This window comes from Opitutaceae bacterium, assembly GCA_041395105.1.
In the GTDB taxonomy this organism is placed as follows: domain Bacteria; phylum Verrucomicrobiota; class Verrucomicrobiia; order Opitutales; family Opitutaceae; genus B12-G4.
The window spans coordinates 463,040-476,754 of record JAWLBB010000003.1 but is presented as its reverse complement, the minus strand read 5'-3'; the positions used below and the strand labels follow the sequence as shown (position 1 = coordinate 476,754).

Below are 13,715 nucleotides of genomic sequence, written 5' to 3'. Positions count from 1 at the left end.
GGTCTTGGCGAGATTTTGCGCGGAGAAATGTGCTGGATCGTTAGGGCATGGTGGGTTGGACGTCTCTACTTTTGAAGAACGACAAGGTTTCGCTCGGCAAGGGCCCGGGTATAGTCGCCGGGCGCGCGGATAATGCGGAGGATCTGACGGATTTTGTCCTTGGTCACTCGATAGGGACCGGTCCGGTTGCGGATCTCACGTGGAATGAAGTCGAAGTGAAGGATCCGGGCGGATTGGAATCCGGCCGGTCCGGAGAGGGCGATGACCCGCTCGGGGTGCATGTCCCGTTCGGTGATGTCCATTTCCTCGATCGCTCGTCGCGAGTCGCTGGTCCGGGAATGACCGTAACCGGGTTCAAGGGTCACGCAGAGCCCGCCGGGGTTGAGGACCCGATGGGCCGACGCCATGGCCTTTTCTCCATCCATCGCGTGGTGGAGGGAATCGTAAAAGAGGACGCAATCATAGGTGCCGTCAACCGTGAGATCCTCGAAATCCGACACCACGAAATCGAGGTTCTCCGCCTCGTAGCGGATGCGGTTTTTTTCCGCGAGTTCGATCATCTGGGGGGCGATATCGATTCCCGTCACGCGGTAACCGCGCCGGGCGAGGAAGACACTGGTCCAGCCGGTGCCGACACCCATGTCGAGCAGGCGGCAGGGCGGGGGGGGAAGCACGCTCATGATGAAGCCGAGATCGATCAGGTAACGGCCGCAGTCGGCATCTGAAAAGGGCTTGTTGAACGCGTGGACCCGACCTTCCGGCCCCAGCAGATCGAGGTAATTGATTTCTCCCTGCTTCGACATCAGGACAACACGCGCGAAAGGAGGTAGGTGTCTATGCCGTCGAGCAGCATCTCGACCGAGAGCATGATCAGCAGCATGCCCATCAATCGTTCCAGGGCGACGGCACCCCGCCGGCCGAGAAAGGAGAAGAGGCCGGCCGAAACGGCCAGGACGGCGGCGGAAGCGGCCGAGGCGATCAGGACAGCAATCGCCACCGTCAGGTGCGGGTGTTTCTCCGAGAAGAGGATGACCATGGAAATGGCACTCGGACCGGCGATGAGAGGCATGGCGATCGGAACGATCAGGGGAGCTTCCGTCCCCGGTTCTTCGATGATCTTCTTCGAGGGAAAGAGCATGCCGAGGGCGATGAGGAAAAGCACGATGCCACCGGCCAGACGGATCGAGTATTCCTCGAGGTCGAGCATCTGGAGGAGCGGACCGCCGATGAACACGGCCATCATCAGGATGATGGTCGCGAAAAGGGCTTCCCTCATGATGATCATCCGGCGTTTGGCCGGGGGAACGGGCGCGAGCAGGCTGTTCAGGATGATCAGGTTCCCGAACGGATCCATCACGAGGAAAAGTAGCAGGGCGAGATTGAGCATGGCGGGTCGGCGGTTGACGACGAAGTGTCCGGGCTATTCCTCGCCGTCGTAATAGTCGAGATTCTCCGAGCGGATCAGTCGGCCCTCGGGTGAGCGAACGAGCCACTTTCCACTGTCAGGGTAATGGCATGATTCGCCGATCGGGTTGTCGGCCAGGACCATGAAGACCAGGTCTTCGCCGCCGGTATTGGTGATCCGATGGGGTTCTCCGGGTTTGAAGATGAAGGCGTCGCCGGGCTGGACCTCCGTTTCCCCGTCCTGGTGGCGAACCGATCCGTTCCCGGAGACGACGTGATAGAATTCCCACTGGGCGCTGTGGGAATGGTAGGGGCAGGGGGACTTGCCGGGCGGGATCCGGGAAATTTCGACATCGAAAGGATGGCGTTCGTTCAGGTCCATCGAGGCTGGCTTCCGTCCAAGGGCCTCGGATACCGATTTTGCCGAGCCTCCGAAGATCCCTTTCGGGGAAGTCCAGGACTCTTCCTTGAGCTGGTTGGTGTTGATCTTCTTCATGCGGATTCAGATGAGAGCTTCCTGCAAAGGGATGGGGTCGGTCACTTTGATGGCCGGACTGGCCCGGTTGATCGACTCGGCGAACCATTGGCGGGCCTCGGGATCGCCATGGGTCAGCACGACCGCCCGGGGGTCGGTCTGGAGGACGAATTCGAGCAGCTCGTCCCGGTCGGCATGGCCGCTGAGTTCAAATCGCTCGATCTCGGCTCGAATCGGGCATTGGTAGTTGAGGGCTTCGAAGAGGAAGGTATCTCCGGCCTTGGACGCCATCAGGCCACCTCCCGGGGTATCCGGGTCGCAGTAGCCGACAAAGCAGATCGCATTGTGGTGGTGGCCGAGCAGGCTGGCCGCGATTCCGTAGGATGGGGTGTTCTCCACCATCATCCCGCTGCTCAGGATGTAGATTCCCTTTTCACCGGGTTCGCGTCCGGGTTTGAACTTGCGGGGGAACGGTTTGAGTTTGAGCTGCTTGATGACGTTCCGGTTGAAGCGGACCAAGCCGGTTTTGTGGGCGATATCGTTGAGGTAATCGGCGAGATCGAGCCCCAGGCCCCCGCCGAAGACCGGGCAGTCGACAAGGTGCCCCGCGCGACGGGCATCATTGAGGATCGTCATGATTTCCTGCATCCGCCCGAGGGCGAAGACAGGGATGAGGACCGAACCGCCCCGATGGATCACGTTGTTGATCGTGTGCAGGAGGCGTTCGATTTCTTCGTGGCGGGATTTTCCGGGGACGGCCGGAGTTGCACCCCGGGTGGTTTCGGTAACGACAGTGTCGAAATGCCGGCGGGGAAAACGGGCCCCATCGAGGATACGCTGGTCCTCGAAGAGCGTGTCTCCGGTGAAGAAGATGGACCGGTGCTTGTGAACGAGCTGAATCCCTGCCGCTCCCGCCACGTGACCGGCCGGATAGAAGGTGATTTCTATCTCGTCGCGGTCAAGGGTGACTCTTCTGGGCTGATTGAAGAGCATGGGCAGGAACCGCGGCACCAGCTCGTCGATCTCCGTGTGGGTGAAGAGCGGGTAGCCGGGAATCCCCTGTTCTTCGCGCTGGCGGGTCATCACATTGACCGAATTGTGGAGCATGCGCGGGGCCAGGGTCAGATTGGGCACACTGGTCAGCACCCGGGTCTCGGGATGCTGTCGCATGAGGACAGGCAATCCGCCGAGGTGATCGAGGTGGCAGTGGGTCAGGATGAGGAAATCGACGTGGCGGTCGATCAGGCTCCGAAAATCCGGCAGGGCTTCCCGGCCGGTCCGCTTGGGATGGAGTCCGGCGTCGATGACGAAGGTGAAATCGCCAAGTTCGATAAGGAGGGAGTTGGCACCGATGCCACCTTCCCGGTTCAGGTCGGTTAACTTCATTAGGTTGGCCGGAATCGTGCGGGAGAACTCGTCCGCCTTCCATCCGGAGTGAACATCCTGAACGAAGGGGGCCTTACGGGAATCTTTTTTTTTGACGGCCGATGTGGACCCACAAAGGCTGGCCAATTCCGTCCGGCCCGGCTAGCGGTTGGGTCTTCGATTCCGATGACCCTGTTTGATTACGGTTCAGTCCTGCTCCTCGGTCTCCTCGGGTCCGGGCATTGTCTCGGCATGTGTGGGGGATTTGCGCTGGCGGTGGCAGCTCCGGCCAGGTCCTGGCCGGGCGTTCTTGGCCGTCACCTCGCCTATCAGGCCGGGAAAGCCCTGACCTACGTCTTTCTGGCGATTGTGGTGGCGACCGGGACGGGTTTGCTTTCGCGCCTGAGCTGGTTCAGCGGGATCCAGGTTGGTCTGGCTGTCGTTGTTGGGCTGATCATGATCCTTCTGGGTCTGGCCCAGGTTTTTGAGTTCCGTCTGCAGACCTGGTGGACCCGATGGGTCGAGCCGACCGCCGCCTGTCGTGCGCTCGGCCGCCTGACCGGGTCCTCCTCACTCGTTTCGGCCTTTGTGATCGGATGGCTGAATGGATTCCTGCCCTGCGGTCTGGTGCTGGCGGCGCTCTTCTATCTGGCCTCCTTCCGTTCGGTTGTCGACGCGGCCCTCGGTGCGGTCGTCTTCGGCCTGGGAACCTTTCCTTCGCTTTTCCTGCTGGGCGCCTTTTCGCGGACGGTCGGTCTGAAGGCGCGTCGCCGCCTGCTTCGGTGGGCCGGCCTGCTGATCATCGCCTTTGGCGTCGTCACCCTTGTCCGGTGGGTCCCGGCCGTGCATCACTGGTTCCACCAGACCCTCATCCCGGCCTCGGCCCACCTGATTGAATGGTGCCTGCCGGGGTAGGGGGAGCGCTCGAGATTGCCTGGTCGACCTTCCCATGGAGAGGCCAATCCTCCTCTTTGCCCGTCTGGTCTATCGAAGAACCGGGTAGAGGTCGTATCCATGGAGAAGGCCCCAGGCCATCCCGGCCGTTTCCAGGGCGGAAACGTTGGAGCTGAGAAAGGCATTCGCCATCTGCCTGTCGCCCGCGCGAAAGAGCGAGATGATCAGTGGCCATCGGAGCCGGTAGGCTCCTTGCTTGATCAACGCCGTATGGTCGGCCGCGACTTCCTGCTCATCGCGGCCGTCCATGACCGTGGCTATGACCTGTTCGGCGGCCGGGTCCGGGATGCAGGCAAGGACATAGTAAAGAAAGACCTGCGGTGATTCCTTTGCCGCGGGCAGCAGGGCCAGGGACGGTTCGACGGCGGCGGGGCCGATGGCGACGAGGGCCCGAGCGGCCCGAACGGAGACATTGCAGGGTTCGTTGATGAGCTTTTCCAGCAGGGCCGGGACAGCCCGGCTGTCCTTGATCGCCCCCAGCGCGTCGGCCGCGGAAGACCGTATTCTTCGGTCCTCATGATGGAGCACGTCGATCAATCCGGGGACAGCTTGAGGATCGCGGACGCCGGCGATCGCCTCGATCGCCGAATCCTCATCCAGGTCAGCCAGACGGATTAGATCGGGAAGCCCCGCGTTCCCGATGTCCGCAAGAGCCAGGGTGCAGGCTTTGCCGATGTCGTGGGAAGGACCTCTCCGGCTGTGGATCGCGAGGATGATGGGGAGGGCGCCTTCGGCCTTCAGGGTGCCCAACGCGCGAACGACGTGGCACAGTTCGCGGGTATCCTCGGCCTCCTCACTTGCCAGGGCTTCGGCGATGAGCCGCTCTTCAGCCGTTGGTCCCAGCGCGGCCAAGGCGGTGACAGCATGGCCACGGATCATGTCAGTGCTGCTGCAAACGGCCTGGACCAATGCCTCGACGGCGTCGGGATCGCCGATCCGGCCCAAGACAGCGGCTGCTTCAGCGCGGATCGATTCGAAGATTCGCTTGTCCTGCAGGATGTCGATCAGGACCGGCAACGCCAATGGATCGCCAATCCGGCCCAAGGCGATGATCACCTGTGGATCCGGCTGGTACGGGTGCATCCGCAGGACGTCCAACAGGGGGACAAGCGCACGCGGATCAGCAATCGCGCCCAAGGCGGCGGCGGCCTGGGCGCGCACTTGATCGTCGCCATCCTGCAGCGCTTTGATCAACGGTTCAACGCTGCTTTCCCGCCCGATGGAAACGAGGGATGTGGCCGCTTCGCTTCGCACCCAGGAGAACGGATCCTGCAAGGCATCTTCCAGCGCTTCTGCGGCTTCCGCGGACGGGAGGCATCCCAGGGCCCGGACGGCCATTCGGCGGACGTCTGCGTCATCGTCGGTCCGCAGGATCCGGCACAGGGCGGATGTTGCCCGGGGATCGCGCACCATGATCAAGGCGGTGGCGGCTTCTCTTCGGACGGAACGGTCGGGATCGCTCAACGCAGCGATGAGGGTTGGCCCGGCGCGAGGGTCTGCGAATTTGCCCAAAGCCCGCACGGCCCTTTCCCGCACGATCTTGTCCTCATCGCCTGTGGCGGCAAGGATCGGATCGAATGCTTGAGACGGACAGGTAAGGGTGAGGTAAGTGATCGCGATGGCCCGATCCGTGGCATCCCCCTGCTGTAGCCTATGCAACAGCTCGTCCTCGGTGTAGGTCCGTTGTGGGTAGCCCAAGGTGGCCGCTCCGCACAGGAGCATGAGCAGACAGGCCGTTGTCTTCATGGTGACGGTCCTCCCCGACCGGCCCCTATTCTACTCCGGCCGCGTCCCCCGGCAAGACCGATCGATCGCAACAAGCCCGAAAAACTGGCACTGCCGACGCTCATTCGTCCGTTGCGTTCTTGACCCCGAATTCCGGGCCGACTAGAATCCGGAGTGAACCAGGCGATGGAGCGATTCACGAGCGGAATGCAGGGTGTTGGGAGAGCCATTGGTCAGAAGAGCGTCGGTTTCCGGAGCGGCTTGGGCGGGTTGGGGCTCTTCCGGGGTTTCGGGATCTTTGGGGTTGGGCTGATCCTGGTGGGGTGCGGACCGAGTCTGGACAGCAAGGATCCGGAGGAACGCGCGCGGGCGGTTTCGAAGTTGACCGATCCCTATCGGCTGTTGACGGTGGCTCGGAGAGATCCGGACGCCGGTGTCCGGCTGGCGGCGGTCGCGTCGATGACCGATCCGATTGACTTGGGTGAGGTGGCCCGGCGGGATCCGGAGGAAGCGGTTCGACTGGCGGCGGTCAGCGGGATCACCGAGCCCGAGGTGTTGATCGGGATCGCCATGATCCTGGATGATCCGGTTCTGGGCGTGGCCGCCGTCGCGCAGCTCGACGATCCGGGACCGTTGACCGCTCTCGCCTCCGAAGCGCCGGAACCGCGGGTCCGGCGGGAGGCTCTGCGCCGCCTGGATGATGAGGCGTTCTTTCTGGAAAAGGCCCTTTCGGATCGGTCGTGGACGGTGCGTTCGGCGGCGCTTTCCGGGTTGCAGGATGAGGAGTCCATTTTCCGGATCGTGCAGGATTCAGACGATCCCGCCCTGGCTCGGCTCGCCCTGAACCGACTGAATGACGCAAGGGCAATCGAAAAGGCGGTGAAGGAAGCCCGGTTCTGGAATGTCCGCCGCGCGGCGCTGGACCGGGTCGAAAGTCCGGTCGTAATTGCGGAGTCGGCGCAGAGGGATCCGGACTGGTCGGTCCGGATGGCGGCGATCGCCCGACTGGCTGATCAGAATCTGCTGGCGTCACTGGCGACTTCGGATCCCGACTTCAGTGTCCGGTTGGCAGCGGTCGGCCGATTGACGGACCAGAATGTTCTCGGACAGATTGCGGTCGGAGAGGACCTCAACCCGATCTGTCTGGCCGCGGTGGCTCGCCTGACCGAAGCCGCCGAATTAGCGGCGATCGTGTTGCCCGAGGTTGGGATTGATGCTTTTGTTCAACGTGCGGCCACCGTTAGGCTGGAGGACCATGAGTTGCTGGCGACCCTTGCGACGGGAGAAGGCCGCTCCGAAGACATCAGGGCGGCGGCGACATCGCGGCTCACGGACCAAGCTCTGTTGGGACGCCTGGCCCTTGAGGATCCTGAGGGGAAAGTGAGGGAGGCCGCGATCCGCAACCTCGACGACCAGGAGGTTTTGCGGGACGTGGTCATGACCGAAGAGACCCCCTATGTCCGCTTCAGTGCGATTGAGCGGCTCGATGATCAGACGCTCCTGGCCAGGATCGCGATGGAGGAAAGCGGCATGAAGCAGGGAAGGATCGCGGTCGCGCGGTTGACCGATCAGGCGTTGCTCAAGGAGATCGCTTCCGGACCCTATCATGAGTTGGTCAGGAAAGGCGCCGTCGGCCGGGTCACCGATCAGGCCTTTCTCGCCGAGCGGGTCTGGGAGGACGAGAATAAAGAGCTTCAGGAAACTGCGGTCCGGAGGCTGACCGATCAGGCCGCGCTGGCCCGCATCGTAGAGACGCATCAGGGATGGGGGATATGGGAAGCCGCTCTTGGGAATCTCAATAATGAAGCACTGCTGCTGGAGATGTTTGACCGCTTGAATCGCGAGCGATCGATAGCGGTCGCCGCCAAGATCACCGACCAGGCTTTTCTGCGCTCTCTGGCGGTGACTGGCTCGAACCCGCATTTGCGGGCGGCGGCCATCGGGCGGGTGACCGATCAGACCTTGCTTGAAGATGCGATTGCCAACGACAAGGAGACGGAGGTGCGGGTGGCGGCCGTGGCGGGTCTGAACGACCCACTGAGGCTGGATCATATCGCCCGGTATGGCCGGAACCCATACCTGCGCATCGGGGCCGTCGATGCGCTCAAGGATCCTGAGTTGCTTCAGGAATTCGCGGCTGATCATCCCTCGGCCGCCCTGCGGGCACGGGTGGTGAAGAAGAATGCCGATGACGATTTTCTTCTCCTGTGCACGCGTCGGGATACCTCTGCTTCGGTGCGTTCGGCGGCGATCGAGGCGATGGTGGACCCGGTCTATGTGACGCACGTGGCCATCGAATCAGAGTTTGCCTCTCTTCGGGAATTTGCGGCAGACCAGGTTTATCGGGACAAAGACCTCAGGGACCGGGTCTTGGCCGCCCATCGGGATCTTGACCGTCGCGTGGCGGCGATTGAGGAGACGGATGACCCTGCCGTCCTCGTGCGATGGGCCCTGAATGGGGAATTCGACGTCATTCGGCAGGAGGCAGCCGGTCGGTTGGAGGATCCGATGCGGTTGGCCGAGGTGGCGATCCGCTCCACCGACCGGGAGGTCTGCAAGATCGTCCTGGCCAAGCTGACGGACGAGGCGGCACTTTCCCGGGTGGTCGAGGAAGCGGTTGATCCCGCCGTTCGCATGGCGGCGGGCGTCCTGAATGGTCATGGGGCATGGCCTGAACTGATTGCAGACGCTTCGAGAGGGAGGGGGCGGCTCGCAGATCTGATCGGTGTTTCTCAGGGTCACGATCTCCCCGTCGAGGTCATGGAAGCGGGGAGTGCGGCGACCGGGGATCTGGCGGGCGTCCTGGCTGCGGTGGCGCTCGTGCCAAAGAATTCCGCCATCAAGGATACCGTGGTCAAAGCGTGCCATGAATACATCCGGAGAGGTGAGGAGTCTCGCATTCCCGAACTGATCGATCTGCTTGAGCTCTACGGCGATGTCCCTCTGGCCGAGGATTACCTGAACTGTGGGCAACCCGATCTCGATGCCGGCGCCCGGGATTGGGCGCAGAGACGGGGCTATTCGATCGGGGCCGGCTCCGGGTCTCATCGGGTCAGGTGGGGCAGTCAACGCTAGAGAAAGAACGCGATGCTTGCGGTAAAGCTCCATCGGACCAGGTGCATTTCCCTCGGGCGGGGGGCGAGGCTGGTCCCGGTCGTATCATGGGATGCGGCCCACCTCCACATCGGATCTTTCGTTCAGGCGGGCGGCTCCCGGGCCCGCTACGCCTCCCTCGTGCGGATTCCGGCCGATCTTCCCGTGCGGTTCTGCTTCTGGTATGGGGAAAGCAATCAATGGAAACGATTGTATCTGGACGAAGGATACGTTCCTTTGGGTGACCGACCGAATGAGGTGAAGCGGGCGGTCGCCGCTTTCTGGGACGCCCGCCAGTCGAGCGCAGGTAGATTCGAAACCGGGGGGCTTCTGGTCGAAGAACCGGTCCTTGTTCTTGGGGCTCCCCTCGGTTCGGGGCAGATCCTCTGGACGAAGGATCTCCGGCTGCTGCACAGGCGTCGGTTCTGATCAGGGCGGGTTTGGCTTACCCTATTCGGATTCAAGTTTGCGCTGTGGGGTCAGCAATTAATCATGATTTCCGCAGGATTTCCCACATGAGATCTCTTTGCTTTTGCTGACGATGAAGACTGATCAGGCTCTGAACTGACGAGACCGGTCCCGCCTTCCATGCCAATCTTGAATCGTGAATCATTGGACTCCTTTGCATGACCCAGTTGAGTTTCTGGCCACGAATTCTTCCATAGGGGAGAGCTGGTCAGTCCTGTTTTCGAGGTAGCGTGAAGGCTCACCGGGGCGGCGAAGTGTCCGGTGCAACTGCCAATTCGACTGGCTTCCGTTTCGTGGTCTGGAATATCGCGATCTGTTAGCGCCCTCTGACTCTCCGATATGATTCAGAAGTCAGATACTTTCGGATCTTGTTTCCAACGGGCGTCTGGCGGAATGCAGACAGGCGAAGATCAGCCCGCTCGATCGCCTCGAAGTATGACCAGAATCGGTGATGGTGGATATCGGACTCGGCAGCAGGATTGAAAGAAGGTCTACAAGACATCTCATAGTTGTCACAGTCCATTTCTGGATGCGTCACTGAGAAAGTAATCGTACCGGACGGTTTCAAGATGCGGGCGGATTCCGTCAGCGGAATTGTCAGTTCAGGAAGGTGTCTTAGCGCTTGTGCGCAGTTGACCTTATCGAAGCTGGCTTCCGGGAAAGGCAGAATACCTGTCAGATCCCCATGGTAAAAAGGGATGGTCGGCATTTTCTCTCTCGCAACGCGCAGCATGCCCTCTGAGAAGTCTATGCCAACAACGTGGGCTCCTCCTCTCTTAACAAACGGCAATACCTTCCGGTTCCACAGGCCGCGTTAAGAATGTGCTCGCCAGGCGCGGCGGCGACCATTTCCTCAACGTCTTACTCCTCCACTGCCGTGTGGGTATTCGGGTCGACATCATACATATCCGAACAGCGATCGTATGCGTTCCTGTTCTTGTCCATAGGGATTTGAAGAACGAAAAGCCCACACGAGAGCGAACCGTAGGTGAACGATGGTGTGCAGCGCTTGGTTCTGCGTCAGTTCAGGTATTTGATCATGATCAACTCGAAGGGCTGATCCGACATCGCAAATCCACCAGCATATTGAAATCCAACCTTCCTGAAGAAATTCTGTGCAGTTTCGTTGGACTGCGTAGATGCCATGATTCTCTTGTAATTTCTTCCTTCTGTTGTCGCTTCGAGCTTCTCAATCATTCGGCTTGCTCGGTGCTCATCTCGAAATCCCTCCTCGACCCATATGTAGTTGATGAATGGGAGATAGTCCCAAAACCATTGGAAGCGAAGAACTCCGGTAATATGTCCCGACTCGTCGCAAACGATGACCTCGTTCCTACCGATTTTTGTTCTCAGGATCTCCGGTTTGATTGATAGGTCAGCCATGTGGATTTGGTCAAAATCCCTTTCGACAGCGATGCGGACCTCGAAGTGTTCATTCATCGCATTTTTGGTAGATCATTGTAAGGTCACAGGAAACCGTGCTTTTGCCGGGAAATCCTGGGATACTCTACGATTCCTGGTGCGAAACGACCTCTCGAGAGCTCCTGTTGCCGACCGGTGATCGGGGGTTCAAGGGCTTTGTGGGGTGGGAAAGGGACGGGTTCGATTCCTTTCGGGGTTTAGGGCAGCGGATGGTTGGGGCATGGCGGATTGTGAGAGGTTACTCGGAGCGGATCAAGAGCTGAAGAGGGCCCGATGCCTCCATCGGGGGCGCCATTTCGCGGGCTCAGGATTCCGATTCTCTTGCCTGATTCAGGTGGTCCGCGGGATCGGACCCGGCATTTTCGGCCCGCGACTATCTGCGGTCAATCCTTCTGTGCCAGGTAGCGAAGGCTGAGATACTTCTCCCCGGCGTCGGAGTCGGGGGCGACCTCGAGGAGGGTGGCACCCGCCTGTTCGAGAGTGCGGCGGACGACGTGCTCCGGGATCATGTTCATGGCCATGCGCGGGCTCTGGTCGATCATCAGCTTGCGGTTGATCCACTCGATGGAGCGGAGGAAGCGGCTCCGCAGGCGCCGAGTTAAAACCCTTTCGCGGATGCGCCTTGCGGTGGCCTGGATAACGAGAGCGCCGCCGGGGCGGGTGACCCGCACGAATTCCTGGAGGTAACGCCTGGCGTTGCGCGGCGGCATGTGCTGCAGGGTGATCAGGGTGAGAACGAGGTCGAAGTGATTGTCCGGGAAGACCGTGAGATCGGCCGACGGATTGTGGACGAATCGGACCCGGTCGGGAGTGTCGTTGAGGGAGTCCGCCAATTCGATCATTCTGGCGGAAATGTCGACCCCGACGACTTCCCGGAAGTGTCCGGCCAGTCCACGGGTGAGGCGACCGACGCCACACCCGAAGTCGAGCGCCCGATGGGTGGGTCGATCGGGAAGGCGTCGGCTCAGCCGCTGCATCTCGGCGTCGATTGCATCGGCGCCGGAGCGAAAGAATTCCTCGACGTCCCAGCCGCCATTCCGTTTTTCCGGGTCGGTCAGAATGGCCCAGAGGGGGTCTTCGGAGGCGAAGCGTTCCCAGGATTTCCGCGTGCTTTCGAGGCGGCGAGGGATGGAGGGCTTGGCCATGATGGATCGGGAGGGGGAGGATCGTTGGATTTAGGGTTGAAACCATCGATAGGGAGGATGGGAATGAGAATCGATGCAAAAGCTAGCCCTCCTCTCCGTTTCGGACAAAACCGGCCTGGTCGCTTTCGCCAAAGCCCTGGTTGAGCGTCATGGGTATCACCTCCTTTCAACCGGCGGGACGGCGCGCCTTCTCCTCGAAAACGGTCTGCCGGTTACCGAGGTGGGCGACCATACCGGCTTTCCCGAGATCATGGAAGGACGGGTCAAGACACTCCACCCGAAAGTTCATGGAGGGTTGCTCTGTCGGCGGGACAAGCCGGACCACCTTGCCCAGGCCAAGGCGCATGGGATCGATCTGATCGATCTGGTGGTGGTCAATCTTTATCCATTTGAGGAAACGGTCGCCCGGCCGGATGTGAGCTTTGAGGAGGCGATCGAGAATATCGACATCGGGGGCCCGAGCATGCTGCGGAGCGCAGCCAAGAATCACTCCTCGGTTGCGGTTATCTGCGACCCGGCCGATTACGATCGGGTACTGAAGACGATGGACGCGGCTGATGAGACGGGTCTTGAGCGTCTTCGCCGGGATCTGGCACTGAAGGTTTTTCGGCGGACCTCCACCTACGACCGGGCGATCAGTGATTACCTCTCCGCCGAGGCGTCCGAGGGGCCCGACAGCGCCCTGCTTACCGGGTGTCCCGACGAATTGAGCCTGAGCTACCCCAAGGCGGCCGATCTGCGCTACGGGGAAAATCCTCATCAGAAGGCGGCGCTCTACGGGTCGTTCTTCGAGCAGTTCGAGCAGTTGCAGGGGAAGGCCCTCAGCTACAACAACATCCTCGATATCACCTCGGCGGTCCATCTGATCGGGGAATTCGAGAAGCCGACCGTGGCCATCCTCAAGCACACCAATCCTTGCGGCCTGGCCAGTGCGCCGGACCTGGTCCAAGCCTGGAGGCTGGCGTTTGAGACCGATCGGCAGGCTCCCTTTGGCGGCATCATCATTGTCAACCAGACTCTGGAAGAAGAGCTGGCGATGGAGATTTCCGGAATTTTCAGCGAAGTCATCATCGCGCCCCACTTTACGGATGGGGCTCGCGCCATCTTTGCGAAAAAGAAGAATCTCCGCCTGATGATCACCAGGCAGAGGGGCCTCGGGCCGGACGATCTGCAGGAAGTACGTTCCGTTCTGGGCGGCCTGCTCTGTCAGGACCGTGATGCCATGCCGATCCGGTCGGACGGATTCAGGGTCGTGACCGAGAGGCAGCCGACTGCAGATGAATGGGCGAGCATGCTTTTCGGCTGGAAAGTGGGACGGCACGTCAAGTCCAACGCCATCGTCTACACACGCGGTGAACGGACCCTCGGCATCGGCGCCGGACAGATGTCGCGGGTGGACAGTTCCCGGATCGCGGTCTGGAAGGCCGGCGAGGCGGGGCTCGATCTGAAGGGATCGACGGTGGCCTCCGAGGCTCTCTTCCCGTTTGCCGACGGCCTGATTGCGGCAGCTGAGGCCGGTGCGACCGCCGCCATCCAGCCGGGCGGATCGGTCCGCGACGCCGAAGTCATCGCAGCGGCCAACGAACGGGGCATGGCCATGGTCTTCACAGGAATCCGGCATTTCCGGCATTGAGCTTCGCGACCGAACGCAAACCGGTGATGGA

At 61.2% G+C, this 13,715-nt stretch carries 11 protein-coding genes; 4 read left to right on the top strand and 7 right to left on the bottom strand.

Translation table 11 applies throughout. The features are described 5' to 3' along the window. Window positions 1-65 precede the first annotated feature (65 nt). Genes R3F07_13600 through R3F07_13585 form a run of 4 tightly spaced genes read right to left on the bottom strand, consistent with a single transcriptional unit; the run spans window position 66 to window position 3,265 of the window. On the bottom strand, window positions 66-803 hold the full coding sequence (locus R3F07_13600) for a methyltransferase domain-containing protein (GenBank protein ID MEZ5277409.1): 738 nt from the start codon (window positions 801-803) through the stop codon (window positions 66-68). Next, window positions 803-1,387 carry a MarC family protein gene (locus tag R3F07_13595; protein ID MEZ5277408.1) on the bottom strand — a complete coding sequence of 195 codons (585 nt, stop codon included), beginning with the start codon at window positions 1,385-1,387 and terminating at the stop codon, window positions 803-805. The genes R3F07_13600 and R3F07_13595 overlap by 1 nt, the downstream gene beginning before the upstream one ends. A gap of 33 nt (window positions 1,388-1,420) precedes the next feature. After that, window positions 1,421-1,900: a cupin domain-containing protein gene (locus R3F07_13590; GenBank protein MEZ5277407.1), complete on the bottom strand. Its 480-nt coding sequence runs from the start codon at window positions 1,898-1,900 to the stop codon at window positions 1,421-1,423. Between the two features lie 6 nt (window positions 1,901-1,906). After that, window positions 1,907-3,265: an MBL fold metallo-hydrolase gene (locus tag R3F07_13585; GenBank protein ID MEZ5277406.1), complete on the bottom strand. Its 1,359-nt coding sequence runs from the start codon at window positions 3,263-3,265 to the stop codon at window positions 1,907-1,909. Between the two features lie 165 nt (window positions 3,266-3,430). On the opposite strand from R3F07_13585, the gene R3F07_13580 reads away from it, so the two are divergent. Then, entirely contained in the window at window positions 3,431-4,159 is a 729-nt protein-coding gene (locus R3F07_13580; protein MEZ5277405.1) for a sulfite exporter TauE/SafE family protein, read from the top strand. A 69-nt stretch (window positions 4,160-4,228) separates the two neighbouring features. On the opposite strand, the gene R3F07_13575 is transcribed toward R3F07_13580, so the two are convergent. Further along, complete coding sequence (locus R3F07_13575) at window positions 4,229-5,944, bottom strand: HEAT repeat domain-containing protein (protein ID MEZ5277404.1); 1,716 nt, start codon at window positions 5,942-5,944, stop codon at window positions 4,229-4,231. Between the two features lie 153 nt (window positions 5,945-6,097). On the opposite strand from R3F07_13575, the gene R3F07_13570 reads away from it, so the two are divergent. Both R3F07_13570 and R3F07_13565 read left to right on the top strand, forming a co-directional pair. Further along, window positions 6,098-8,998, top strand: coding sequence for a hypothetical protein (locus R3F07_13570; protein MEZ5277403.1), 2,901 nt, complete (start codon window positions 6,098-6,100; stop codon window positions 8,996-8,998). Between the two features lie 12 nt (window positions 8,999-9,010). Next, on the top strand, window positions 9,011-9,445 hold the full coding sequence (locus R3F07_13565; GenBank protein ID MEZ5277402.1) for a hypothetical protein: 435 nt from the start codon (window positions 9,011-9,013) through the stop codon (window positions 9,443-9,445). A gap of 1,059 nt (window positions 9,446-10,504) precedes the next feature. Here the strand turns inward: R3F07_13565 and R3F07_13560 are convergent. Both R3F07_13560 and R3F07_13555 read right to left on the bottom strand, forming a co-directional pair. Further along, complete coding sequence (locus R3F07_13560) at window positions 10,505-10,924, bottom strand: GNAT family N-acetyltransferase (GenBank protein MEZ5277401.1); 420 nt, start codon at window positions 10,922-10,924, stop codon at window positions 10,505-10,507. A 365-nt stretch (window positions 10,925-11,289) separates the two neighbouring features. Then, window positions 11,290-12,051: a methyltransferase domain-containing protein gene (locus tag R3F07_13555; protein MEZ5277400.1), complete on the bottom strand. Its 762-nt coding sequence runs from the start codon at window positions 12,049-12,051 to the stop codon at window positions 11,290-11,292. 73 nt (window positions 12,052-12,124) lie between these two features. Here R3F07_13555 and purH point away from each other — a divergent pair, with 73 nt between their 5' ends. Beyond that, window positions 12,125-13,684 carry a bifunctional phosphoribosylaminoimidazolecarboxamide formyltransferase/IMP cyclohydrolase gene (gene purH, locus R3F07_13550; GenBank protein ID MEZ5277399.1) on the top strand — a complete coding sequence of 520 codons (1,560 nt, stop codon included), beginning with the start codon at window positions 12,125-12,127 and terminating at the stop codon, window positions 13,682-13,684. Window positions 13,685-13,715: the final 31 nt, after the last annotated feature.

Bases quoted from the DNA above. Each gene is read 5' to 3' on its own strand.
- R3F07_13560 (MEZ5277401.1), bottom strand. From the start codon at position 10,924: ATGAATGAACACTTCGAGGTCCGCATCGCTGTCGAAAGGGATTTTGAC.
- purH (MEZ5277399.1), top strand. From the start codon at position 12,125: ATGCAAAAGCTAGCCCTCCTCTCCGTTTCGGACAAAACCGGCCTGGTC.
- R3F07_13575 (MEZ5277404.1), bottom strand. From the start codon at position 5,944: ATGAAGACAACGGCCTGTCTGCTCATGCTCCTGTGCGGAGCGGCCACC.
- R3F07_13590 (MEZ5277407.1), bottom strand. From the start codon at position 1,900: ATGAAGAAGATCAACACCAACCAGCTCAAGGAAGAGTCCTGGACTTCC.
- R3F07_13580 (MEZ5277405.1), top strand. From the start codon at position 3,431: ATGACCCTGTTTGATTACGGTTCAGTCCTGCTCCTCGGTCTCCTCGGG.
- R3F07_13600 (MEZ5277409.1), bottom strand. From the start codon at position 803: ATGTCGAAGCAGGGAGAAATCAATTACCTCGATCTGCTGGGGCCGGAA.
- R3F07_13595 (MEZ5277408.1), bottom strand. From the start codon at position 1,387: ATGCTCAATCTCGCCCTGCTACTTTTCCTCGTGATGGATCCGTTCGGG.
- R3F07_13565 (MEZ5277402.1), top strand. From the start codon at position 9,011: ATGCTTGCGGTAAAGCTCCATCGGACCAGGTGCATTTCCCTCGGGCGG.
- R3F07_13555 (MEZ5277400.1), bottom strand. From the start codon at position 12,051: ATGGCCAAGCCCTCCATCCCTCGCCGCCTCGAAAGCACGCGGAAATCC.
- R3F07_13585 (MEZ5277406.1), bottom strand. From the start codon at position 3,265: ATGAAGTTAACCGACCTGAACCGGGAAGGTGGCATCGGTGCCAACTCC.